Origin of the sequence: Microbacterium testaceum, from assembly GCF_003075375.1 — a bacterium.
Lineage (GTDB): Bacteria > Actinomycetota > Actinomycetes > Actinomycetales > Microbacteriaceae > Microbacterium > Microbacterium testaceum_E.
Genome location: NZ_QDFT01000004.1, coordinates 1 through 23,881, shown reverse-complemented (window position 1 = coordinate 23,881; position 23,881 = coordinate 1). Strand labels below are relative to the sequence as shown.

Below are 23,881 nucleotides of genomic sequence, written 5' to 3'. Positions count from 1 at the left end.
GGCGCTGCGGCGCCCCTGGTGAAAGGACCACCGTGACCGATCAGACCCCCCACCACGACTCCGCGTCCGACGCGCCCGTGTCGGACGGTTTCGCGCGCGACGAGGATCGACGTGACGACTCGAACGCCGTGCGTTCCCCCCACGACCGTTCCCCCTTCGACCGTTCCGCGCTCGAGCGCGAGGGCGTCGAAGCCGACGTGCACGACACCGGCGCCGTCGACGACTCCGACCGTGTCGGCTCCTCCGCGACCTCGGCCCCGACCGGAGCCCGCGGACGCGCCGGCTCCTCCGTGCCCGCTTCGGCGCACGCCAACGCAGCCTCGGCGACCCACGACGTGGATCACGACGGCACCGCAGCGCACGGCGCGCGGCGCGCCGCGGACGGGCCCAACTACGGCGTGGGTCCGTTCTCGATCCGCGAGGTCGCCCTTCTCGGGGCGTGGGTCGTCGCCTTCTTCGTCTCGTTCTTCCGCACGAACATCCTCGATTCGCCCTCCGGGGTCCTGATCGGCGGTGCCAACGTGTGGCTGTCGGGACTCTGGTGGATCCCCGCCGCGGCCCTGCCGACCGTCGCGGTCGGCCTCATCGTGCTGCGGCGCCTCTCGCCGCAGGGAATCCGCCGCGTCGGCTCGCTCGGCATCGACCAGTTCGCCTCGGTCGCCTTCACCGTCGCCGCTCTCGTGTGGATCGCCTGGGTGTGGGACACCGTGGCCGTCTTCAGCGAAACCGGTATCTGGACGCGCTCGTGGGTCATCTGGGTCGAGGCCGTCGTGCTTCTCGCCGGTGTCGTCCTGACCGTGTTCGCGCCCTTCATCCCGCCCTTCTCGCGTGACTTCCGCGATCGCGAGGACGTCCCCGCCCACCGCAACGCGCGGCCCATCGGCCCCGTGGTCGCGCGGCCCCGGACCCCGCGCGCCCCGCGCACCTCCGCGGCGTCCGCCGCCGCGCACGACGCCCCGGCGCACGACGGCACGGCCCACCACGCCACGCCGCACGACGCCACGGCCCACGGCGCGACGGCGCACGACGCCACGGCCCACGGCGCGACGGCGCATGCCGATGACGCCCCCGTCCCGGGCAGCTACACCGGCTCGACCGACCTGTCCCACGACGACGCGGAACCGCGCACGAGCGTTCTCCCCACCCGCCACGAAGACCGGTCCGACCACGACCGGTCGAGCGCCTCGACCGACGAGGACGACAACGACACCGACATCTTCGCGCCGCTGCGAACGTCGGAGCACGACCGTCGCGAGAGCGCGCGCGAACAGGACGATCGGGCGGACCACGGTCGTGACGACCACCCGCACGCGCAGGCGTTCTGGGCCCTGGCGCCCGAGCAGCGCGAGATCGTCGACGACTACGGCACGCCGATCTTCCACATCGGACCCACGGCGTGGGCGCTCGTCGTCGAGGACCGCGGCGAGACCTTCGTCGTGCGTCACGACGACGGCCGCATCGGCTACCTGCACGACGTCTCGGGCGTCACCCGCGGCTGAGCACCGCCTGCGAGCCGCCCGCATCGCGCGAGGCGGCTCGCAGGGGGCCGGTAGCCTGGAGCAATGCTTCGCACGATCGATCTCCGCGGCCGCGTGCTCTCGCCGGCCGAGCTCCTCGCCGTCGTCCCCCGAGCGGATGCCGCTCGCGACGAGGCGCTGGCGACGGCGGCGCGTCTCGTCGACGACGTCGCCCGCCGGGGCGAAGAGGCGCTGCGCGAGCAGGCGGCGCGTTTCGACCGCGTGAGCGACCACGCCATCCGCGTCCCCGCCGCGCACCTCGACGAGGCCCTGCGCGATCTGGATCCCGCCATCCGCGCGGCCCTGGACGAGGCCATCGACCGGGTGCGCACGGCATCCGCAGCTCAGGTCCCCGCTCCGACCGTCACCGAGCTCTCCGACGGCGCCCGCGTGACGCAGCGGTGGCAGCCGGTGCGGCGGGTGGGTCTGTACGTCCCGGGCGGCAAGGCCGTGTACCCCTCCAGCGTGGTGATGAACGTCGTCCCCGCCCAGGTCGCGGGCGTGCGCGAGGTCGCCCTCGCGTCTCCGCCGCAGGCGGCGTTCGGCGGACGCGTTCACCCCGTCATCCTCGCCGCCGCGCGTCTGCTCGGCGTGACCGAGGTCTACGCCATGGGCGGTGCCGGCGCGATCGGCGCCTTCGCCCACGGTGTCGCCGAGATCGAGCTCGACCCGGTCGACGTCGTCACGGGTCCGGGCAACAACTTCGTCGCCTCGGCCAAGCGCGCCGTCGCGGGCCGCGTCGGCACCGACTCCGAGGCGGGCGCGACCGAGATCCTCATCGTGGCCGACGACTCCGCGACCCCCGACCTCGTCGCGGTCGACCTGGTGAGCCAGGCCGAGCACGACGAGCAGGCCTCGGCCGTGCTCGTGACCGACTCCGCCGCCCTCGCCGAGGCCGTCCAGGCGGCGCTGCCCGCGCGCGTGGAGGCGACGCGGCACAGCGAACGCGTGACGGCGGCCTTCCACGGTCCCCAGTCGGCCGTCGTGCTCGTCGACGACCTCGCCCAGGCGACGGCGTTCAGCAACGCCTACGCGCCCGAGCACCTCGAGCTCCACCTCGCCGACCCGCGTCCCGAGGACTTCGTCAACGCGGGGGCGGTCTTCGTCGGCCCCTACACGCCGGTGAGTCTCGGCGACTACCTGGCCGGCAGCAACCACGTCCTACCGACCGGGGGACAGGCCCGGTACAGCGCGGGGCTGTCCGCGGCGACCTTCCTGCGTCCGCAGCAGGTCGTGCAGTACGACCGTGAGGCGCTGTACCGGGTGAAGGACGCGATCGTCACCCTCGCCGAGGCCGAGGCGCTCCCGGCGCACGGCGAGGCCGTCACCGCACGTTTCGAGGCCTGAGGCGCCGTCATGCACTGCCCCTTCTGCCGCAACCCCGACTCGCGCGTCATCGATTCGCGCACGAGCGACGACGGTCTCAGCATCCGCCGTCGTCGACAGTGCCCCAAGTGCGGCGGTCGCTTCTCGACCGTCGAGACCGCGAGCCTCAACGTGATCAAACGGTCGGGCGTCGTCGAGCCTTTCAGTCGCGAGAAGGTCATGTCGGGGGTGCGCAAGGCGTGCCAGGGGCGACCGGTGACGGATGCCGACCTGGCGGTCCTGGCGCAGCAGGTCGAAGAGGCGATCCGCCAGACCGGGTCGTCGCAGATCGAGGCGAACGAGATCGGCCTGTCGATCCTCGGTCCCCTGCGCGAGCTCGACGAGGTGGCCTACCTGCGCTTCGCCAGCGTCTATCAGGCCTTCGACTCGCTCGATGATTTCGACGCCGCGATCGCGCAGCTGCGGGCCGATCACGCCGCGCGCGCGAGGAGTGTCGAGGGTGGCGCGGTCCAGTAGCCTGGCGGGGATGTATCCCCTCCTGTTCCGCACGGTCCTCACCCGCTTCGACCCCGAGTTCGCCCACCACCTGGGGGCGTTCGTCATCCGGGTCGCCGGCGTCGAGCCGGTGGCATCCGTCGTCCGCCGCTTCACCGCGCCCGCGCCGGGTCTCGGCGTCGAGGCGCTGGGTCTGCGCTTCGACTCGCCCTTCGGCGTCGCCGCCGGCTTCGACAAGAACGTGACCATGGGGCGGGGCCTGGGCGCCCTGGGCTTCGGGCACGTCGAGGTGGGTACGGTGACCGCCCTGCCGCAGCCGGGCAACCCCAAGCCTCGTCTCTTCCGGCTCGTGGCGGACCGCGCGGTCATCAACCGGATGGGCTTCAACAACGAGGGCGCGGCCGTGGCCGCGGCGCGTCTGCGTCGTCTCCGGCGCGCACGTCGTCGCCCCGTGATCGGAGTGAACATCGGCAAGAGCCGGGTGGTCGCGGTCGAGGATGCCACCACCGACTACGTCCGCAGCGCGCGGCTGCTCGCTCCCCTCGCGGACTACCTGGTGGTCAACGTCTCGTCTCCGAACACCCCCGGTCTGCGCGGTCTGCAGGCCGTCGAGACGCTGCGTCCCCTGCTGACGGCCGTGCGCGAGGCGGCGGGGCGGACGCCGCTGCTGGTCAAGATCGCGCCGGACCTGGCGGACGACGAGGTGGGCGACATCGCCCGCCTGGCCGTCGACGCCGGATTGGCCGGCATCATCGCCACCAACAGCACGATCGACCGTGCGGGACTGTCGACCCCGGCGGCCCAGGTCGAGGGCATGGGGGCGGGTGGCCTGTCCGGTGCCCCGCTGAAGGCGCGCGCGATCGAGGTGCTGCGACTGGTCCGGGCGGCCGTTCCGGCGGAGTTCGTCGTCATCTCGGCCGGGGGAGTCGAGACCGCCGATGACGTGCGCGAGCGCCTGGCGGCCGGGGCCACCCTGGTCCAGGGGTATACGGGCTTCCTCTACCGCGGCCCCCTCTGGGCCCGACAGATCAACCGCGGTCTCGCTCGCGGGTGAGCCCACGCAGAAGCGGCGCGCCCGAGGGCGCGCCGCTTCGCGAGGATTCCGGATCAGACCGGGTACTGACCGCGCTTGACCTGCGCCTTGGGCAGGCGCATGAAGCGCATCTGCACCGTGCGCATCGCCGCGTACCACCCGAGGCCCTTCTCGAGACGGGTCTCGCCGAACTTCTCCTTCGCCGCGCGCTTGACGCGGATCGAGGTGATGATCATGTCGCCGACGACGAAGAGAATGAAGATCCACAGCGCCACGAACGACCAGTACTGGAAGAACGCGACGGGGATGAGCGTGGCGACGATGACGAGCACCATGAACGGCATGACGCCCTCGCCCAGGTGCCAGCCGGCATCCACGAAGTCACGGGCGAACCGGCGCTGGGGCCCGCGGTCGCGGACGGGCAGGTAGCGCTCCTCGCCGGCGGCCATGCCGATACGGGCCTTCTCGCGCTGCGCGGCGAGTTCGGCGCGCGCGCGGGCCTTGGCCTCTTTGGTGTCAGGCACCAGGGGACGCTTGCGCGCGGCTTCCTGCTCGGCGCGCGACGGGGTCGCACGGCCCTTGCCCGATCCGAGCTCCGTCGGATCGACGGGGGTGTCGTTGGGGGCGGGGGCGGGGGACTTGGCCACGGGAAACCTCGGTGATTCGCTGATCGGGAGACTTAAGATTACCCGCATGACCCTCGACCTGTCCCGGCAGGAAGCTGTGCAAAAAGCAGCCGACGCCGGAATCCCCGCCGCCCTCGCCGATCTCGGCTCCCTCGTCCGCATCCCCTCGATCGCCTGGCCCGCTTTCGACCAGAACGCGCTGGTGCAGAGCGCGGACGCCGTCGCCGCCCTGCTGCGCGGTACCGGCGTCTTCGACTCCGTCGAGATCAAGCGCGCCGCCATCCCCGGAACCGACGAGATCGGTCAGCCCGCGGTCCTCGCGACCCGCGCCGCGCGCAACGGCCGACCCACGGTGCTGCTGTACGCCCATCACGACGTCCAGCCCCCCGGCGACGAGGCCCTCTGGGATTCGCCCCCATTCGAGCCCACCGTCCGCGACGGTCGCCTGTACGGCCGCGGCGCGGCGGATGACAAGGCCGGCGTCATGGCCCACGTCGGCGCCGTCCGCGCGATCGCCGAGGTGCTCGGCGACGACCTCGACCTCGGAATCGCCGTCTTCATCGAGGGCGAGGAGGAATACGGCTCGCGCTCGTTCGGGCAGTTCCTCTCGGACAACCTCGACGTGCTGCGCTCCGACGTCATCGTCGTGGCCGACTCCGGCAACTGGGACGAGCGCACCCCCGGGCTCACCGTGTCGCTGCGCGGAAACGCCCGCTTCACGCTGACCGTGCGCACCCTCGAGCACGCCTCGCACTCGGGGATGATGGGCGGTGCTGTTCCGGATGCCATGCTCGCCACCGTCAAGCTCCTCGCCACCCTGTGGGACGACGACGGAGCCGTGGCGGTCGAGGGGCTCGCGGTGCGCGACGCGGCGACGCCCCCGTACGACGAGGCCACGCTGCGGGCTGAATCCGGCCTCCTCGAGGGGGTGACCCCGATCGGTCGCGACTCGATCCTCAGCCGGATCTGGAACAAGCCGTCGATCACCGTCACGGGATGGGATGCCACTCCCGTCGAGGCCGCGTCCAACACCCTGGCCCCGCAGACGAGCGTCGTCATCAGCGCGCGCGTCGCCCCGGGCCAGGATGCCGAAGAGGCCTTCGCCGCCGTCGAGAAGCACCTGCGCGCGCACGCGCCGTTCGGCGCTCGGCTCGAGTTCACCGACATCGACTGCGGCGATTCGTTCCTCGTCGACACGAGCGGCTGGGCCGTCGAAGAGGCGCGGGCGGCGTTCGCCGACGGCTACGGCGTGGACGCGGTCGACGTCGGCATCGGCGGTTCGATCCCGTTCATCTCCGACCTTGTGCGCGAGTTCCCCGCGGCGCAGATCCTCGTGACGGGGGTCGAGGACCCCCACGCGCGGGCGCATAGCCCGAACGAGTCGCTGCATCTCGAGACCTTCCGCAACGCTCTGGTCTCCGAAGCGCTGCTGCTGGCGCGTCTGAACGCGCGCACCATCTGATCGAAGCCGCGGGGGCGGGACGGGCGTACACTCGAACCGTCCCCGCGACCGAACAACCCGAAGGGCATCGCCATGACCGACACCACACTGTCGTCCTCCGCCGAGACCCGCGAGCACGGCGTCGGCCTGACCGCGGCCGCCTCCGACAAGGTGAAGAGCCTGCTGTCGCAGGAGGGTCGCGACGACCTCCGCCTCCGCGTCGCCGTCCAGCCCGGCGGCTGCTCCGGCCTCATCTACCAGCTCTACTTCGACGAGCGCTACCTCGACGGCGACAAGGTCGTCGACTTCGACGGCGTCGAGGTCATCGTCGACGACATGAGCGTTCCGTACCTCGACGGTGCGAGCATCGATTTCAAGGACACGATCTCGGAGCAGGGCTTCACGATCGACAACCCGAACGCACAGGGCTCCTGCGCCTGCGGCGACAGCTTCCACTGACCTGAAACGCCGTTCGCCGGCGTCGGATCGAGAGCCCCCGGGCCACGGATCGCACCGTGGATTCCGGGGGTTCTCGATGTCTCGGCACTGGACGAATGGCCTGAGAACGGTGAGAGGTTGCTCTAGACTGTCAGAGCAACATCCACGACCCGGAAAGGTGCATTGTGCCCTCCAAACGTCGCCTTCGCTGGGCAGCGCTCCCCCTGGGGATCGCCTCCGTCGCACTCCTCTCGGGCTGCACCACGACCCAGCTCCACGGCTTCCTCCCCGGCTTCGTCGATGACGGCACGCCTGCCACGAACCACACCGACATGGTCGCCGGTCTGTGGGTCAACTCGTGGATCGTCCTGCTGGCCGTGGGTGTCATCACCTGGGGTCTGATGCTGTGGTCGGTCATCGCCTACCGCCGTCGCAAGGGCCAGTCAGGTCTCCCGGTGCAGCTGCGCTACAACATGCCGGTCGAGATCTTCTACACCATCGTTCCGCTGATCCTCGTGGTCGGTTTCTTCGCCTTCACGGCGCGCGATCAGAACACGCTCGAGACGCAGTACGAGAACCCCGACGTCTCCATCACCGCCTACGGCAAGCAGTGGGCGTGGGACTTCCAGTACAACGGCGAGCGTGAGGACAACTCCGACGCGGTGTACTCCATGGGTGTGCAGGCCAAGGCCACCAGCGATGGTTACGACCTCCAGGACGTGCCCACCCTCTACCTGCCGGTGAACAAGACGGTGAAGATCGACCTGCGCTCGCGCGACGTCATCCACTCCTTCTGGATCATCGACTTCCTCTACAAGAAAGACATGTACCTCGGTCGCGAGAACGAGTGGTCGTTCACGCCCACCCGCGAGGGGACCTACGAGGGCAAGTGCGCCGAGCTGTGCGGTGAATACCACTCCGCCATGCTTTTCAACGTCAAGGTCGTGAGCGAAGCCGAGTACGAGGACTACCTCGACTCCCTCCGCAGCGCCGGTGACGTCGGCGACATCAGTGATCTGTCGCGCCTGCAGAACCTCAACACGGCCGGCGCCGAAGGGAACGAGTGATCATGGCCACGACGCTTCCGCTCCAGGGGACGGGCCCTTCGCGCCCGACGACTCTCCCGCCGCGTCAAGCCGCACTGCTGAGCACCACGCGTGTCGAGCAGAAGGGCAATCTGGTCGTCAAGTGGATCACGTCCACCGACCACAAGACCATCGGGTACATGTACCTGATCGCCTCCGTCGTGTTCTTCATGCTCGGTGGTGTCATGGCGCTCATCATCCGCGCCGAGCTGTTCGAGCCCGGGATGCAGATCATCCCGACCAAAGAGCAGTACAACCAGCTGTTCACCATGCACGGCACGATCATGCTGCTGATGTTCGCGACGCCGCTGTTCGCGGGCTTCGCGAACGCGCTGCTGCCGCTGCAGATCGGCGCCCCCGACGTGGCCTTCCCGCGTCTGAACGCCTTCGCGTTCTGGCTGTTCCTCTTCGGCTCGACCATCGCGGTCTCCGGCTTCCTCACCCCGCAGGGTGCGGCCGGCTTCGGATGGTTCGCCTATCAGCCGCTCGCGAATGCCAGCTTCTCTCCGGGCGTCGGCGGAAACCTCTGGATGCTGGGTCTCGGCATCAGCGGTTTCGGCACGATCCTCGGCGCGGTCAACTTCATCACCACGATCCTGACCATGCGCGCCCCGGGTATGACCATGTGGCGCATGCCGATCTTCTCGTGGAACACGCTCATCACGAGCATCCTGATTCTGCTCGCCTTCCCGGTCCTCGCCGCGGCGATCTTCGCCGCCGCCGCCGACCGCGTGCTGGGCTCGCACATCTACAGCCCCGAGAACGGCGGCGTCCTGCTCTGGCAGCACCTGTTCTGGTTCTTCGGCCACCCCGAGGTCTACATCATCGCGCTGCCGTTCTTCGGCATCGTCTCCGAGATCTTCCCGGTCTTCAGCCGCAAGCCGATCTTCGGGTACAAGACCCTCGTCTACGCCACCATCGCGATCGCCGCTCTGTCGGTGGCCGTGTGGGCGCACCACATGTACGTCACGGGTGGCGTGCTGCTGCCGTTCTTCGCGCTGATGACGATGCTCATCGCGGTTCCCACGGGCGTGAAGATCTTCAACTGGATCGGCACGCTCTGGCGTGGTTCGGTGACGTTCGAGACGCCGATGGTCTTCGCACTCGGCTTCCTCGTGTCGTTCGTCTTCGGTGGTCTCACCGGCGTCATCCTGGCCTCGCCGCCGCTGGACTTCCACCTGTCGGACTCCTACTTCGTCGTGGCGCACTTCCACTACGTCGTGTTCGGCACGGTCGTGTTCGCGATGTTCGCCGGCTTCTACTTCTGGTGGCCCAAGTGGACCGGGAAGATGCTCAACGAGCGTCTCGGCATGGTGCACTTCTGGATGCTGTTCATCGGCTTCCACATGACGTTCCTCATCCAGCACTGGCTGGGTGTCGACGGTATGGTCCGTCGCTACGCCGACTACGCGGCCGCTGATGGGTGGACGTGGGAGAACCAGCTGTCGACCGTGGGTTCGATGATCCTCGGCGCATCGATGATCCCGTTCCTCCTCAACGTGTGGATCACCGCGCGCAAGGCGCCGAAGGTCACCGTCGACGACCCGTGGGGTTACGGTGCATCGCTCGAGTGGGCGACCTCGTGCCCGCCGCCGCGTCACAACTTCACCTCGATCCCGCGCATCCGCAGCGAGCGTCCCGCCTTCGATCTGAACCACCCCGAGGCCGGCATCCCGGTCGGTGTGGGTCCGGCCAAGGACGCTCCCGATACGCCCGTCGTCGACGCAGCTGCCGGAGAGGTCAAGTAACGACATGCGCACCAACGTCAATCTCTGGTGGATCCTGGCGGTCTTCGCCTTCCTCATCGCCGGTGTCTACACCGTCTGGAGCCTGCTCCAGCACGGCGGCGTCGAGTGGGTCGGCACGGTGGCTCTGGCCTTCCTCGGCCTGATGTCCTCGATGATCGCGTTCTACATCGGGCGCGTCCTCAAGGCGCAGCGGGGAGAGCTGCCCGAAGACACCCTGACCGCCGACATCGACGACGGCGACCCCGAGATGGGCGAGTTCAGCCCCTGGTCGTGGTGGCCCATCGTGCTCGCGGCGTCCGCGGCGATCGCCGTCATCGGCCTCGCCGTCGGTAGCTGGCTCGTCCCCGTCGGTTTCGCGGTGTTCGCCGTGGCCATCGTCGGCTGGGTGTACGAGTACTACCGCGGGTACTTCGCGCGCTGATCCCGTGCCCGTTCGGCTGATCGCGGCCGCCGCGTCCGACGCCGGCGCGCACCGTCCCACCAACCAGGACGCCGCTTTCGCGGCGGCCTGGGGTGCGGCGGTCGCGGACGGCGTCGGCGGCGGTCCTTCCGGGGATCTGGCATCCGCCGCCCTGGTCCACCGGCTCGTGGCGACGAGTGGTCGCAGCATGGATGCCGACGGACTGCTCGTGCGAATCCGTGAGGCGAACTGGGACATCCGCGCCCACGTCGAGCGCGACCCCGCGCTCGAGGGCATGGCGACGACCTTCACCGGCATCTTCTTGAGCACGAGCGGCGACCTGCTGCTCGCCCATACGGGTGACTCCCGCGCCTACCTGCTCCGCGACGGCGAGTTCTCGCGCGAGACGCGCGACGACTCGTACGTGCAGGCGTTGGTCGACCACGGCATCATCCCGCCCGAGGCCGCGGCGGCGCATCCGCGGCGGAACATCATCACGGCCTCTCTGGGCGGGGCCGAGGGCGACGTCGTCTCGGTGGCGGAACGGCCCCCGCTCGCGGGCGACCGATGGATGCTGTGCAGCGACGGGCTGACCGACTACGTGCCCGAGGCCGATGTCGCGCGTCTGATCGCGCAGGCGCCCGATGCCCGCTCTGCGGCCGCGGACGCCGTCGCCCTCGCCCTCGAGGCGGGGACGCGGGACAACGTCACAGTGGTGGTCTGCGACGTCGTCGATGACGACGAGCCGATAGGCACCGATCCGATCTTCTTCGGCTCGGCGGCCCGCTGGTTCACCGAGGACGTCGAGACCGCCTGACGTTGCGTGACGATCGTCGGTCGTTGCCGCTCGGCGTCATGCGTCCGCACGCGCGAAGTCGTCGATCGCCTGCTGGCACAGCCCGGCGCTGCGAGGACCCCCGTGGCCGTCTTCCTCGACGATCTCGAGTCGGCTGCCCGGCCACGCGTGATGAAGACGCCACGGCGTCAGCGCGGGTCCACTGATGTCGCGGCGCCCGTGGACGAGGACGCCCGGAATGCCGGCGAGTTCGTGCGCTCGGGAGAGCACCGACCGCTCGCCGGGGAGGAAGCAGTCCTGCGCCCAGTAATGCGTCACCAACGTCGCGAAGTTGCGGCGCTGGTGCGGGTCGGCGTGCAGGGGACCCGGGGCGGCGAGAGGCCCGAGCGAGAGGTGCGTCGCCTCCCACGAGTCCCACCTCTCGGCTGCTTCGACGCGCACCGCGGGGTCCGGGTCGCGCAGGAGTCGCGCGTAGCCCTCGATAGTGCGTTCGTCCGGGTCGAGGAGCGCCCGCAGGTCGGCGAGGGCCTCGGGGAAGACCGGTGCGATCCCGTCGGTGATCCAGTCGATCTCCCAGCGGTGGCCGGTCGTGACGGCCAGGTTGACGATCTCGCTCACGCGCGCCGGGTGCTCGAGCGCGTACGCCAGCGCCAGGGTCGATCCCCATGACACCCCGTGCAGCAGCCAGCGCTCGACGCCGAGGTGCTCGCGGAGCGCCTCGAGATCGTCCAGCAGGTGATCCATGGTCTGCGTCGACAGGCTGTCGAGGTCGTCGCAGGCCCAGGGTTCGCTGCGCCCGCATCCCCGCTGGTCCAGCCCGATGATGAGGTACAGCTCGGGGTCGAAGCGCCGCCGGTAGCCGCCTTTGCCGAGGCCTCCGCCCGGCCCGCCGTGCAGGTAGAGCGCGGGTCGACCGCGCGGGTTGCCGGACGTCTCCCAGTACAGACGCGCCCCGTCGGGACGGTCGAGGTAGCCGTGGGCGAAGGGCTCGAGAGGGGGATGCTGCATCGTGGCATCCTACGGTCTTCCGCCTGTCGTGCGGGGGAGGACGGTCGACGCCCTCTCGGACGCTTAGCTGCGGACGACCATCACCGTGGGGTCGAAGATGCGCTCGAGGGGGCCGTCGTCGTTCTCGGCCGGCTGTCCCTCTCGCAGCCAGTACTCGTAGCCGCCGATCATCTCGCGCACGTCGTAGCCGAGGCGGGCGAAGGCGAGCGCGCCCTTCTGGCCGGCGTTGCATCCGGGGCTCCAGCAGTAGACGACGACGGGGGTGTCGCGCGGGATCTCGGACGGAGCGCGCTCGGCGATTTCTCGATACGGCAGGTGCACGGCCCCTCTGATGCGCCCCTGTGCCCACGCATCGTGTCCGCGCACGTCGACGAGGGTGAGGGGTTCGCCGGAGCGCTGTGCGGCGTACACGTCCGAGGGGTCCGTCTCGAAGGCGAGTCGAGCGGCGAAGTAGTCCTGGGCGTCGGTCATGGCCCCACGGTAGAGGCGCCCGCGGCACGGGGGGAGGGGAGGGGATGCCAACGACCGACGGCATCCTGCCAACGGGCCTCGGCGCGCACCTCGGCCGAGAACGACGAAACCCCGGTGCCGAAGCACCGGGGTTTCGTTCTGCGCGATTACTCGCTCTTGTCGTCCGTCGACCGGTTGCGGTCCGCGAGGCCCTTGGGCGCCGGGATCTCGACCTCGACCCGCTCACCGATGGCCATCGGCGGGCGGCCGTCCTCGTCGGCACGAGCATTGGCGCCGGCGATCTCGTCGGCCTCTTCGTGCGCGATGTGGTCGAGCTCGTGGTGCTGGTGGGCGTTCGCGGCGTCGAGCTCGGCCTGCGTCAGCGGGGCGAGACGGTCCTCGAAGAACCAGCGCGACACCGAGGCGCGGATGTTCTCGTGCCAGGGGATCTGGCCCTTGTCGTTGGGACGCACGACCAGCGGCTCGTAGGTCTCGTTGTCGACCAGCTTCCACCGCTCGAACTCGTCGACGGGCTGGTGCACCTCGATGTACTCGCCACCGGGGAGGCGGACGATGCGTCCGGACTCGTAGCCGTGCAGGGCGATCTCGCGGTCCTTCTTCTGCAGCGCGATGCAGATGCGCTTGGTGACGAAGTAGGCGAAGATCGGGCCCAGGATCAGCAGCGCCTGCAGGGTGTGGATGACACCCTCCATGGTCAGCTTGAAGTGCGTCGCGATGATGTCGGACGAGGCCGCGGCCCACATGACGGCGTAGAACGTGACACCGGCCGCGCCGATCGCCGTGCGGGTCGCCGCGTTGCGGGGACGCTGGGCGATGTGGTGCTCGCGCTTGTCGCCCGTGACCCACGCCTCGATGAAGGGGTACACCAGGACCAGCACGATGAACAGTCCGAGAACCGCGACGGGCAGGATGATGTTCCACGACCAGGTGTGACCCCAGAGAACGAACTCGAGGTGCGGCGGCACGAGACGCAGGGCGCCGTCCGCGAAGCCGATGTACCAGTCGGGCTGGGTACCCGCCGACACCGGCGACGGGTCGTACGGGCCGTAGTTCCAGATCGGGTTGATCGTCACCAGGGCGGCGATCAGGACGATCACACCGAAGGTGATGAAGAAGAACCCGCCCATCTTGGACGCGTACACGGGGAGGATCGGGTAGCCCACGACGTTGCTGTTCGTGCGGGCGGGCCCGGCGAACTGCGTGTGCTTGTTGATGATCATCAGCATGAGGTGCACGGCGAGCAGCGCGACGAGGATCGCCGGCAGCAGCAGGATGTGCAGCGTGTAGAGGCGACCGACGATCGCGGTGCCGGGGAAGTCGCCGCCGAACAGCAGGAACGAGGTCCAGGTGCCGATGATCGGCAGACCCTTGATCATGCCGTCGATGATGCGCAGACCGTTGCCCGAGAGCAGGTCGTCGGGGAGCGAGTAGCCGGTGAAGCCCTCGGCCATCGCGAGGATGAACAGGATGAAGCCGACCACCCAGTTGAGCTCGCGCGGCTTGCGGAAGGCGCCGGTGAAGAAGACGCGCAGCATGTGGACGCCGATACCGGCGACGAACACGAGAGCGGCCCAGTGGTGGATCTGTCGGACGAGCAGACCACCGCGGAGGTCGAACGAGATGTGGAGAGCGGACTCCATGGCCGCCGACATCGCGATGCCGCGCATCGGCTCGTAGGCGCCGTTGTAGTGCGTCTCGACCATCGAGGCCTGGAAGAAGAACGTCAGGAAGGTGCCCGAGAGCAGCACGACGACGAAGCTCCACAGCGCGATCTCGCCCAGCATGAACGACCAGTGGTCGGGGAAGATCTTGCGACCGAGCTCTTTGACGATGCCGGACATGCTGGTCCGCTCGTCGAGGTAGTTCGCGGCCGCACCGACGAACTTGCCGCCGAGCGGCTTGCCGTCGCGACCCGCGGGGGCCTGCGGCGGTCCGGAGTACACGGCCGGTTCGGTCGTGACGTTCTCGGTGGGGTGAGTACCGGTACTCATGAGCGCTCCCAGAAGCTGGGGCCGACGGGCTCCTGGAAGTCACTCTGCGCGACGAGGTAGCCCTCGGCGTCGACGGTGATGGGGAGCTGCGGCAGGGGACGGGCAGCCGGGCCGAAGATGACGGCGGCGCCGTTGGCGACGTCGAACTGCGACTGGTGGCAGGGGCACAGGAGGTGGTGGGTCTGCTGCTCGTACAGAGCGACGGGGCAGCCGACGTGGGTGCAGACCTTGGAGTACGCGATGATGCCGTCGTACGACCAGTCCAGCTTGTTGGTCTCGGGGTTGAGCTGCTCGGGCTGCATGCGCATGAGCAGGACGATCGCCCGAGCCTTCTCCTCGAGGTAGCCCTCGTCGTGGCCCAGGCCGGCGAGTTCTTCGGGGATGACGTGGAACGCGGAACCGAGGGTGACGTCAGCCGCGCGGATCGGGCGACCCGAGGGGTCGTGCGCCAGGCGCATGCCCTGCTTCCACATGGTGTGGCTGAGGTTGACCACGGGGTCCTGATCCTGCGGAGCGAGACCGCGGAACAGGGTGATGCCGGGGATGACCGAGGCGGCGAGGGCCGCGAACAGCGAGTTGCGGATGATCTCGCGACGTCCGAAGCCGGAGTCCTTCTCGGCCTCGACGAAGACGTTGACCGCGCCCTCGCGGACCTGGTCGCGACCGCGCGTGGCGTGGCGGTCCTCGATGTACTCCTTGTCGGACATGACCGACTTGCCCCAGTGGATGGTGGCGATGCCGATCGCGAGCAGCGCGAAGGCGATGCCCAGTCCGATGAAGAGGTTGTTGTACCGGATGTCGACCATCGCGCCCGACTCGATCGGGAAGATCATGTAGGCGATGCTCGCCCAGATGCTCGCCGCGACCGAGATGTAGAACAGCGTGTAGACCGTGCGGACCGCGCGCTTCATCTCATGCGGGTCCTTGTCCGTCATGCGCTGACGGTGACCGGGCAGACCCGGGTTCTGTGCGGCGTCCGGAACCGCAACGGCGAGACCCGAGCCGGGCTTCCAGGAAGCCCTCTCGTGCTCCAGTGCGTCGTCCTCGTGTGCCATGGTGCTCCTCGTGCGTTTACGTAATGTCGAAGACGACGGTCAGTTGGACTTCGCCGTGATCCACACGGTGAGCGCGATCAGGCCGCCGATGCCGAAGATCCAGATGAACAGACCCTCGGACACGGGTCCGAGCGAGCCCAGAGCGAAACCGCCGGGGGAGTCGTTCTGCTGGTTGTACATCAGGTACGAGATGACGTCGCGCTTGTCTTCGGGGGTGAGGTTCAGGTCGTTGAACACCGGCATGTTCTGGGGGCCGGTGACCATCGCCGCGTAGATGTTGACGGGGGTCGTCGAGTGGATGTCGGGGGCGTACTTGCCCTCGGTGAGCGCTCCACCCGCGCCCGCGACGTTGTGGCACATCGCGCAGTTGATGCGGAACAGCTCTGCACCGTGCGAGAGGTCGCCCTGGCCGTCGAGCAGCTCCTCCGAGGGGTACGCGGGACCGGGGGCGGCCGACTGCACGTACGCCGCGATCGCGTTGGTCTGCTCTTCGGTGAACTGGACGGGCTTGACCGGTGCCTGCGGGCCCTGGGCCTGCAGCGGCATGCGTCCGGTCGAGACCTGGAAGTGCACCGACAGCTCGCCGACGCCGAACAGGGACGGACCCTGCTGGCTGCCCTGCAGGTCGAGACCGTGGCACGTGGCGCAGTTGGCCTGGAACAGCTTCTGGCCCTCTTCGACCGCGGTCGCGTTGTTGGCCTCGCTGACCGGGGTGCTGGAGGTGGCGGCCACCGCCGCCGTCGCTCCCGCGTAGACGCCGCCGGTGAGGAGGAGTCCGATACCGATCAGTGCGGCGGCGGCCAGAGGGCTCCGACGCCCGGTCGCCTTACGAGTCTTCTTCTCGCGTGCCATGTGGATGCAGCTCTCTTACTTGAGGAAGTAGATGACGAAGAACAGGGCGATCCAGACGACGTCGACGAAGTGCCAGTAGTACGACACGACGATCGAGGTGGTCATCTCTTTGCGTCCGAAGTTCTTCACGGCGTACGCACGACCGATCACGAGCAGGAAGGCGATGAGGCCACCCGTCACGTGAAGGGCGTGGAAGCCGGTGGTGAGGTAGAAGGCCGAGGCGTAGGGGTTGGCGCTGATGGGCATGCCCTCGGCGACCAGCGTCGCGTACTCCCACACCTGACCCGACACGAAGACCGCGCCGAGGATGAAGGTGAGGTAGAACCACTCCACCATTCCCCACTTCAGGATGCCGGTGCGCGTGCCCGTGCGGTACGGCTGGTACCGCTCCGCGGCGAACACGCCCATCTGGCACGTGACCGAGGACAGCACGAGGATGATCGTGTTGACGGTCGCGAAGGGGACGTTGAGCAGCTGGGTCTCTTCGGCCCACAGGGAGGCGGAGGTGCTGCGCAGGGTGAAGTAGATCGCGAAGAGGCCGGCGAAGAACATGACCTCGCTGCCCAGCCACACGATGGTGCCCACGGCGACCGGGTCGGGTCGCTTCACGGCACGCACGGCCTGGGAATACGTCGCTGAGGTCGTCACCGTTCCATTATGCGCGATGCCGGGACGCAATATTCCCATCCCCAAGATGAGATATTCCATCGTCGAGACTTAGGGAACCCTCATAATCCGCAAGGAATCCCCGGTACGACCGGGGTTCCGTCAGGTGCCGCGCGGGCGTCGCCGCGGGACACGCGTGTGAAAGGATCATGGCATGGCGGAACGCTTCACCTGGCCCGATCTGCTCACCTCCCTGCTGGCCGGCAGCGACCTCAGCGTGTCGGAGTCGACGTGGGCGATGAGGAAGGTCATGGCGGGCGAGGCCACGCCCTCTCAGCTCGCGGGATTCCTGATGGCCCTGCGGGCGAAGGGCGAGACGGTCGAAGAGATCGTCGGCTTCCGCGACGCGATCCTCGAGGCCGCCGTGCCCCTGCCCGTCCGCGCCGAGGTGCTCGACATCGTGGGCACCGGCGGCGACCGCTACGGCACGGTGAACGTCTCGACCATGGCGGCCGTGGTGGCGGCGGCATCCGGAGTCCCCGTCGTCAAGCACGGCAACCGTGCCGCGAGCTCGGCGTCGGGCTCGTCGGACGTTCTGTCGTCGCTGGGCATCGCGCTGACGCTGTCGCCCGAGAAGGTGGCCGAGACGCTCGAGCGCACGGGCATCACCTTCGCCTTCGCCTCGGCCTTCCACCCCGGGTTCCGCCACGCCGCGGCGACGCGCTCCGAGCTCGGTGTGCCCACGGTGTTCAACTTCCTCGGACCGCTGTGCAACCCGGCGCGCGCCGAGGCGAACGCGGTCGGTGTCGCCCACCTCGACCGCGTCCCCCTCATCACCGGTGTCTTCCGCACCCGCGGTGCGACCGCGCTGGTCTTCCGCGGCGACGACGGACTCGACGAGCTCACCACCACCGGCCACAGCCGGCTGTGGGAGATCAGTCGCGGCGACGTGCACGAGCACGATCTGGATCCCCGGGATCTCGGCATCCCCCTCGCCGACATCGACGATCTGCTGGGCGGGTCTCCCGACCACAACGCCGAGGTCGTCCGTCGGGTGCTCGGCGGCGAGACGGGGCCGGTGCGCGACATCGTCCTGCTCAATGCGGCGGCGGGTCTGGTCTCGTACCGCCTCTTCCAGGATGCCGCCGAGGTGCAGCGTCCGATCCTGGAGCGACTCGCCGAGGCCATGTCCGACGCGGCCGCCGCGATCGACGACGGGCGGGCCGCGGCCAAGCTCGACGCCTGGGTGCAGACCTCGCGCGACCTGGCGGAGTGAGCGTGGACCCGCTCGACGCCCTCACCGAGATCGCGTATCTGCTCGAGCGGGAGAGGTCGTCGCGCTACAAGTCCAAGGCATTCCGCACCGCGGCCGCGGCGATCGAGGGTCTCGGTCCCGAAGAACTGCGCGACCCGGGCCTGCGTCGTCGGCCGGGGATCGGGGAGTCGACGTTCGCGGTCATCCAGCAGGCGCTGGCCGGGGACGTCCCCGAACGCCTGGCGGCCCTGCGCGCCGAGAACGCCCCGGTGGGCGGATCAGAGTTGCGCGCGCGCCTTCGCGGCGACCTGCACAGCCACAGCGAGTGGTCCGACGGCCTGACCCCGATCGAGGCGATGGTCGATGCCGCGCGCGGACTGGGGCACGAGTACCTCGCCCTGACCGACCACTCGCCCCGCCTGACCGTCGCGAACGGTCTGTCGCCCGAGCGTCTGCGCGCCCAGATCGAGATCGTGCGGGGGCATCGGGGCGACGGCTTCACGCTGCTGACCGGGATCGAGGTCGACATCCTCGACGACGGCGACCTCGACCAGCAGGACGAGCTGCTGCGCGAGCTCGACGTGGTCGTGGCATCCGCGCACTCCAAACTACGCATGGAGCGGGGGCCGATGACGAGGCGTCTCGTCGCGGCGGCCCGCGACGCGCGCGTCGACGTGCTGGGCCACGTGACCGGCCGATTGGTCGAGGGGGCGCGGGGGACGCGACCGCCCTCGGACTTCGACGCCGCAGCCGTCTTCGCGGCGTGCGCCGAGAGCGGGGTCGCGGTCGAGATCAACTCGCGTCCGGAGCGGCAGGATCCCCCGGACGAGCTGCTCGCCCTGGCGATCGAGGCGGGGTGCCTGTTCTCGATCGACTCGGACGCCCACGCCCCGGGCCAGCTGTCGCTGCTCGACTACGGCGCCGCCCGCGCCGAGGCCCTGGGCGTCCCGACCGATCGCATCGTGACGACGTGGCCGCTCGAGCGGCTGCGCGAGTGGCTCGAACGCCCGCGCTGAGCCCGAGCCCGGGTCAGTGCGGGAGCGCGGCGAGGGCCCGGGTCATCGAGGAGCCCAGGTTCCACGTCTCGGCGAGAGCCTCGGCGGCATCCCGATCGACGGGGGAGAGGCGATCGTCGACGGCCTCGAGGTCGAGGTCGCGGGCGACGCGGACCACGGTCGGGGCGACGTCGAGGTAGTTCGCGGCGGCGAGGATCTTGGATCGCTGCGACGGGGTGCCGAGGGTGCCCGCGGCCACGGCGTCGCGGATGCCGTCGAGCGTGCCGCCGGCCGCCAGCAGCGAGGCCGCCGACTTCTCGCCGATCCCCGCCACGCCGGGCAGCCCGTCGGAGGGGTCGCCGCGCAGGGCTGCGAAGTCGGCGTACTGCGCGGCGTGGACCCCGTACTTCGTCATGACGGCGGCGTCGTCGACGATCTCGAGGTTGCTCATGCCGCGAGCCGTGTAGATCACCCGGACTCCGCGGTCGTCGTCGACCAGCTGGAAGAGGTCGCGGTCACCGGTGACGATGTCGACGGGGATGTCGGATCGGGTGGCGAGGGTTCCGATGACGTCGTCGGCCTCGTGGGCGGCGGCTCCCACGATCGGGATGCCGAGCACCTCGAGCGCTTCGCGGATCACCGGAAGCTGCGCGGCGAGCGGATCGGGGACCTCTTCGACATCGGGGCCGGTGGCGGACGGCTCGACGACGCGGTGCGCCTTGTAGCTCGGCAGCAGGTCGACCCGCCAGGCCGGGCGCCAGTCGTCGTCCCAGCACGCGACGAGGTGCGTGGGCGCGTAGGTGCCCACCAGTTTGGCGATCATGTCGAGCAGGCCCCGCGCCGCGTTCACCGAGGTGCCGTCCGGTGCCGTGACCTTGTCGGGCACGCCGTAGAAGGCGCGGAAGTACAGCGACGCGGTGTCGAGGAGCATGAGGCGGTCGGTCACGCGTCCGATCCTGGCACGCCGGGTGTGCTCGCCGACAGCGCCGGGCGCCGCGGTCGCGACCTAGAGTTGCGGAATGTCCTTCGGCTCGGCGTCGTCCCGCCCGTCCGCGTCCGCCGCGTGCCCGTGCGGCGGGCCGACCTTCGGCTCGTGCTGCGGTCCGATCCTCGACGGCGCACCCGCGCCGAGCGCCGAGCGGTTGATGCGGTCGCGCTACACCGCCTTCGCGGTCGGCGACGCGGCGCACCTGGCGCGGTCGTGGCATCCGCGGACCCGACCCGACGAGATCACGGTCGACGACGGCACGCGATGGACGGGGCTCGACATCGTCGAGGCGCAGGAGCAGGGGGATGCCGCCGTCGTGGCGTTCCGTGCGCGCTGGCGTCACGGGGTCGACGTCGGCGAGCTGCGCGAGCGCAGCCGCTTCGCGCGACGCGCGGGCCGCTGGGTGTACGTCGACGGCGACGTGGACTGAGGCGGGTCGGACGCCCCGCGCCGGGGCGTCAACCCCGCACGGGCGTGTCGGAGGTGCTGCGTAGGGTCGATCCCGACCGACCCCGAGGAGGACAACGACATGGAACGCATCGTGATCATCGGCGGACACGGCAAGGTTGCTCTGCACCTGGCCCGCCTGCTCGCCGACCGCGGAGACGAGGCCACCTCCGTCATCCGCAACCCCGACCAGAAGAGCGACATCGAGCAGGCCGGCGGTACGCCCCTGGTGCTCGACGTCGAGAACGCCGGCACCGACGAGATGGCCGAGGCGTTCTCGGGCGCGGACGCGGTGGTGTGGTCGGCGGGCGCCGGCGGCGGCAGCGCGGAGCGCACCTACGCCGTCGACCGCGATGCCGCGCAGCGCGCGATCGACGCCGCGGCCCGGGCCGGTGTGCGCCGCTTCGTGATGGTGTCGTGGATCGGGTCGACGCCCGACCACGGGATCGACCCCGACGACGACTTCTTCGCCTACGCCGACGCCAAGCTCGCCGCCGACGACCACCTGCGCGCGAGCGAGCTGGACTGGACGATCCTGGGCCCCGGCACGCTGACGCTCGATCCGCCGTCCGGACGCATCACGACCGCGCCCGAGGGCAAGGGCGAGGTGTCGCGCGCCGACGTCGCGGCCGTGGCCGCCGCCGTCCTCGTGCAGCCGGCGACCATCGGACGCTTCATCCGCTTCGGCGCGGGCGACACGCTCATCGCCGAGGCGATCGCCGACGATTCCGCTCGAAACCGAGGAGACAACGCATGACCACGCCCCGCGACCGCGCCGAGACTCTCGCCGCCCTGCACACCGCCCCCGAGATCCTGCGGGTCGTCAACGTCTGGGACGTCGTCTCGGCGAAGGCGATCGCCGCGCTGCCCGAGACGAAGGCCCTCGCCACGGCGGGGCACTCGATCGCCGCGACCTTCGGCTACCCCGACGGCGAGAACATCCCCGTCGAGCTCATGCTCGACATGGTGGGTCGCATCGTCGACGCGGTCGACGTGCCCGTCACCGCGGACCTCGACGCCGGCTTCGGCAACCCCGGCGAGACGACCCGCCTGGCCATCGCCAAGGGCGTCGTCGGCGCGAACGTCGAAGACCGGGTCAAGCCCCTCGCCGAGGCGGTCGCCGCGGTCGAGGCCGTCATCGCGGCCGGAGAGGCCGAGGGCGTGCCCTTCGTGCTGAACGCGCGCACCGACGTCTTCTTGAAGGGCGCCGATCGCTCGGTCGACGACAAGGTGGCGGATGCCGTGGAGCGCGGCCGCGCCTTCCTCGCCGCCGGCGCGACGTCGGTGTTCGTCCCCGGCAAGCTCGACGCCGAGACGACGCGGCGACTCGTCGAGGGCATCGGCGAGCGCAAGGTCAGCGTCATCGGCGTCCCCGGCAACCTGACCGCCGCGGAGTACGAGGCGCTGGGCGTCGCGCGCATCTCGTACGGCCCGCAGACGCAGCGCGTCGCCCTCACCGCGCTGCAGGACCTCGCGATCGACCTGTACCGCGACGGCGAGATCCCCGCGACGGTGCGCGAACTGAACTGAGCGTGTCCTAGTCCTCGTCCCCGGGGGTGTCGTCGTCGACGACGATCACACCGTCGGGGACGGGGTCGCCCAGCAGCGGCTCCGCCGCGAGCGTCAAGTCGATCGTGGCGCGCAGCAGTCCGCCCATGGTCGCGGAGCGCAACAGCTCCATCTGGTCGAGTTCGCCCAGGGGAGCGATGGCCGCCAGCTGCCAGGCCCGCGGCAGCGGCTCTTCGGAGAGCTCCACCTCGGGATCCCAGCGGGTGCCGCCGAACTGCTGCGCCCGGCCGAGGACGCGTCGTACGATGCGTTCCGCCTCGTCGAGCAGGGGGAGGAGCGCGTCATTCCACTCCAGGTCGGGAAGTGCGCGGACCTCGGCGCGCGGGTAGGGATCGTCGTCGAGCCATCCGACGATCTCGAAACGCTCGGTGCCGCGCGCGACGATCTGCATCTGCCCCGCCTGCGGGACGACGTGACTCAGCTGCGCCATCGTGCCCAGGCGGAAGCGCTGATCCCCGCCGCCGGTCTCGGAACCGCGCTCGATCAGCACGACGCCGAAAGCCGGGTCCTCCTCGTCGAGGAGCCGACCGAGCATGATCAGGTACCGCTCCTCGAAGATCCGCAGCGCCAGCGGCGTATGCGGGAAGAGGACGGCTCCAAGGGGGAACATGGCGGTGCCCATGCGCCCAGTCAACCAGCGCGGGCGGCGGCGAGGGTCGCCGGGGCGGGATTCGCCGGACCTTCCCGACGCGGCGCGCGTGCGCGCGGGCTAGGACTCGCCGTCGCGCAGGCTCTCGTGGACGCGATGCAGATCCATCAGCAGCGATCCGACGAGGACCCAGTGCAGGGGAGAGGGCGTCTGGATCTGCAGGGGACGGGTGAGGGCGGGTTCGGCGTCGACCACGCGCTCGGGCCCCGCGTCGAGCGCGAACGCGAGACGGACGTCGTGGGCGGCGCGATGCAGCTGCTCCGCGATCGCCCGGACGGCGGGCTCGTCGACGATCGAGCTCTCGTAGCCGTCGTAGACCGCGCGCGTCATGCCGACGGTCTGGGTCACGACGGGACTGAAACGGTCGAGCAGCTCGCCCATCTCGGCCAGTTCGGCGCGGTGCCGCCCGCTGCGCGGGTTGAGCGCCAGCGAGTCGGCGCCGTCGCGGATGGCGTCGGACGCGGCATCCCGGACCGGACGGAGCAGCCGCGCCTCGATCAACAGGCCCTCGAGCGAAGCGGGCGTCTGGGGCGTCTCGAGGGCGTCGGCCAGCCGCTCGAGGGCGCCGGCGAGCTCGCGGCCCAGCACGTCGACCTTGTCGCGGGCCGCGGGCACGAGCACGGGTGGGACGAGCACCGCGTTGACGACGATGCCGATCGCCGCGCCGATGAGGGTCTCGAGCACGCGGTCGAGCGCGTAGTTGGGGGTCGCGGTGCCCAGGGCCAGCACGAGGAGCGCGCTGATGGCGATCTGGTTGGTCGCGCCCGGCGAGATGCGCGCGGCCCACGCCACGGCCAGCGCGACGCCCGCCGACAGCAGCGCCACCCACGGCTGCGAGCCGAAGACGAGGCCCAGCGCCGCGGCGATGACGACGCCCAGGATGACGCCGACGCTGCGCTCGACCGCGCGCGTGAACGACTGGTTGATGCTCGGCTGGACGACCAGCAGCGCGGCGATCGCGGCGAAGATCGGCGGCGGACCCTGCACCAGCCACCCCGCGACCAGCCAGGCGGCGATGATCGCGAGAGCGGACTTGGCCACCTGCAGCAGGGGGACGCGCCGCGGGGCGCGCACGTTCAGGCTGCCGCGC

At 70.1% G+C, this 23,881-nt stretch carries 25 protein-coding genes; 15 read left to right on the top strand and 10 right to left on the bottom strand.

The window, feature by feature from the left end; translation table 11 throughout:
- The first annotated feature begins 32 nt into the window (after positions 1-32).
- The 4 genes from DC432_RS16690 to DC432_RS02410 all read left to right on the top strand — a co-directional run bounded on the left by DC432_RS16690 (position 33) and on the right by DC432_RS02410 (position 4,392).
- A complete protein-coding gene (locus DC432_RS16690; protein ID WP_243392988.1) occupies positions 33-1,499 on the top strand; it encodes a DUF4401 domain-containing protein in 1,467 nt (488 codons plus the stop codon).
- 63 nt (positions 1,500-1,562) lie between these two features.
- Positions 1,563-2,864, top strand: coding sequence for a histidinol dehydrogenase (hisD, locus tag DC432_RS02420; protein WP_116536535.1), 1,302 nt, complete (start codon positions 1,563-1,565; stop codon positions 2,862-2,864).
- Between the two features lie 9 nt (positions 2,865-2,873).
- A complete protein-coding gene (nrdR, locus tag DC432_RS02415; protein WP_108320526.1) occupies positions 2,874-3,359 on the top strand; it encodes a transcriptional regulator NrdR in 486 nt (161 codons plus the stop codon).
- A 10-nt stretch (positions 3,360-3,369) separates the two neighbouring features.
- Entirely contained in the window at positions 3,370-4,392 is a 1,023-nt protein-coding gene (locus DC432_RS02410) for a quinone-dependent dihydroorotate dehydrogenase (protein ID WP_116536534.1), read from the top strand.
- Positions 4,393-4,445: 53 nt separating this feature from the next.
- On the opposite strand, the gene DC432_RS02405 is transcribed toward DC432_RS02410, so the two are convergent.
- The gene (locus DC432_RS02405; protein ID WP_116536533.1) at positions 4,446-5,018 is read right to left on the bottom strand and encodes a DUF3043 domain-containing protein; all 573 of its coding nucleotides are present in this window, start codon (positions 5,016-5,018) and stop codon (positions 4,446-4,448) included.
- Positions 5,019-5,064: 46 nt separating this feature from the next.
- Between DC432_RS02405 and DC432_RS02400 the strand changes: the two genes are divergently transcribed.
- The 6 genes from DC432_RS02400 (at position 5,065) to DC432_RS02375 (ending at position 10,926) form a co-directional block, all read left to right on the top strand.
- On the top strand, positions 5,065-6,459 hold the full coding sequence (locus DC432_RS02400; RefSeq protein ID WP_108319515.1) for a dipeptidase: 1,395 nt from the start codon (positions 5,065-5,067) through the stop codon (positions 6,457-6,459).
- A 72-nt stretch (positions 6,460-6,531) separates the two neighbouring features.
- Positions 6,532-6,897, top strand: a complete 366-nt coding sequence (gene erpA / locus DC432_RS02395; protein WP_058232406.1) for an iron-sulfur cluster insertion protein ErpA — start codon at positions 6,532-6,534, stop codon at positions 6,895-6,897.
- A 164-nt stretch (positions 6,898-7,061) separates the two neighbouring features.
- The gene (gene ctaC / locus DC432_RS02390; protein WP_108319517.1) at positions 7,062-7,943 is read left to right on the top strand and encodes an aa3-type cytochrome oxidase subunit II; all 882 of its coding nucleotides are present in this window, start codon (positions 7,062-7,064) and stop codon (positions 7,941-7,943) included.
- Between the two features lie 2 nt (positions 7,944-7,945).
- Entirely contained in the window at positions 7,946-9,709 is a 1,764-nt protein-coding gene (gene ctaD / locus DC432_RS02385) for an aa3-type cytochrome oxidase subunit I (protein WP_116536532.1), read from the top strand.
- A 4-nt stretch (positions 9,710-9,713) separates the two neighbouring features.
- Positions 9,714-10,130: a cytochrome c oxidase subunit 4 gene (locus DC432_RS02380; protein WP_108319521.1), complete on the top strand. Its 417-nt coding sequence runs from the start codon at positions 9,714-9,716 to the stop codon at positions 10,128-10,130.
- 4 nt (positions 10,131-10,134) lie between these two features.
- Positions 10,135-10,926 carry a PP2C family protein-serine/threonine phosphatase gene (locus DC432_RS02375; RefSeq protein ID WP_116536531.1) on the top strand — a complete coding sequence of 264 codons (792 nt, stop codon included), beginning with the start codon at positions 10,135-10,137 and terminating at the stop codon, positions 10,924-10,926.
- 36 nt (positions 10,927-10,962) lie between these two features.
- On the opposite strand, the gene DC432_RS02370 is transcribed toward DC432_RS02375, so the two are convergent.
- The 6 genes from DC432_RS02370 to ctaE all read right to left on the bottom strand — a co-directional run bounded on the left by DC432_RS02370 (position 10,963) and on the right by ctaE (position 16,969).
- Positions 10,963-11,913 carry an alpha/beta fold hydrolase gene (locus DC432_RS02370; protein ID WP_116536530.1) on the bottom strand — a complete coding sequence of 317 codons (951 nt, stop codon included), beginning with the start codon at positions 11,911-11,913 and terminating at the stop codon, positions 10,963-10,965.
- A gap of 63 nt (positions 11,914-11,976) precedes the next feature.
- Complete coding sequence (locus DC432_RS02365; protein WP_116536529.1) at positions 11,977-12,384, bottom strand: rhodanese-like domain-containing protein; 408 nt, start codon at positions 12,382-12,384, stop codon at positions 11,977-11,979.
- 146 nt (positions 12,385-12,530) lie between these two features.
- Positions 12,531-14,375 (bottom strand): cytochrome bc1 complex cytochrome b subunit, encoded by a 1,845-nt coding sequence (gene qcrB, locus DC432_RS02360; RefSeq protein WP_116536528.1) that lies wholly within the window; start codon positions 14,373-14,375, stop codon positions 12,531-12,533.
- A complete protein-coding gene (qcrA, locus tag DC432_RS02355; RefSeq protein WP_116536527.1) occupies positions 14,372-15,430 on the bottom strand; it encodes a cytochrome bc1 complex Rieske iron-sulfur subunit in 1,059 nt (352 codons plus the stop codon). Before qcrA ends, qcrB begins: the two co-directional genes overlap by 4 nt.
- 39 nt (positions 15,431-15,469) lie before the next feature.
- Complete coding sequence (gene qcrC / locus DC432_RS02350) at positions 15,470-16,282, bottom strand: cytochrome bc1 complex diheme cytochrome c subunit (RefSeq protein ID WP_108319533.1); 813 nt, start codon at positions 16,280-16,282, stop codon at positions 15,470-15,472.
- A gap of 15 nt (positions 16,283-16,297) precedes the next feature.
- Positions 16,298-16,969, bottom strand: a complete 672-nt coding sequence (gene ctaE, locus DC432_RS02345) for an aa3-type cytochrome oxidase subunit III (protein WP_108319535.1) — start codon at positions 16,967-16,969, stop codon at positions 16,298-16,300.
- A 133-nt stretch (positions 16,970-17,102) separates the two neighbouring features.
- Between ctaE and trpD the strand changes: the two genes are divergently transcribed.
- Positions 17,103-18,164, top strand: coding sequence for an anthranilate phosphoribosyltransferase (gene trpD, locus DC432_RS02340; protein ID WP_116536526.1), 1,062 nt, complete (start codon positions 17,103-17,105; stop codon positions 18,162-18,164).
- A 2-nt stretch (positions 18,165-18,166) separates the two neighbouring features.
- Entirely contained in the window at positions 18,167-19,159 is a 993-nt protein-coding gene (locus DC432_RS02335) for a PHP domain-containing protein (RefSeq protein WP_207770729.1), read from the top strand.
- Between the two features lie 13 nt (positions 19,160-19,172).
- Here the strand turns inward: DC432_RS02335 and DC432_RS02330 are convergent, their stop codons facing one another.
- Positions 19,173-20,084: a 5'-3' exonuclease gene (locus DC432_RS02330; protein WP_116536524.1), complete on the bottom strand. Its 912-nt coding sequence runs from the start codon at positions 20,082-20,084 to the stop codon at positions 19,173-19,175.
- 73 nt (positions 20,085-20,157) lie between these two features.
- On the opposite strand from DC432_RS02330, the gene DC432_RS02325 reads away from it, so the two are divergent.
- The 3 genes from DC432_RS02325 to DC432_RS02315 all read left to right on the top strand — a co-directional run bounded on the left by DC432_RS02325 (position 20,158) and on the right by DC432_RS02315 (position 22,103).
- Positions 20,158-20,556 carry a YchJ family protein gene (locus DC432_RS02325; protein ID WP_116536523.1) on the top strand — a complete coding sequence of 133 codons (399 nt, stop codon included), beginning with the start codon at positions 20,158-20,160 and terminating at the stop codon, positions 20,554-20,556.
- 99 nt (positions 20,557-20,655) lie between these two features.
- Entirely contained in the window at positions 20,656-21,330 is a 675-nt protein-coding gene (locus DC432_RS02320) for an SDR family oxidoreductase (RefSeq protein ID WP_116536522.1), read from the top strand.
- Entirely contained in the window at positions 21,327-22,103 is a 777-nt protein-coding gene (locus DC432_RS02315; RefSeq protein WP_108319547.1) for an isocitrate lyase/PEP mutase family protein, read from the top strand. The genes DC432_RS02320 and DC432_RS02315 overlap by 4 nt, the downstream gene beginning before the upstream one ends.
- 7 nt (positions 22,104-22,110) lie before the next feature.
- On the opposite strand, the gene DC432_RS02310 is transcribed toward DC432_RS02315, so the two are convergent.
- Together DC432_RS02310 and DC432_RS02305 are read right to left on the bottom strand one after the other, a co-directional pair.
- A complete protein-coding gene (locus DC432_RS02310) occupies positions 22,111-22,764 on the bottom strand; it encodes an LON peptidase substrate-binding domain-containing protein (RefSeq protein ID WP_116536521.1) in 654 nt (217 codons plus the stop codon).
- A gap of 87 nt (positions 22,765-22,851) precedes the next feature.
- Positions 22,852-23,881 (bottom strand): FUSC family protein (locus DC432_RS02305; protein ID WP_347707116.1); only part of this gene is annotated, 1,030 nt, incomplete at its 5' end.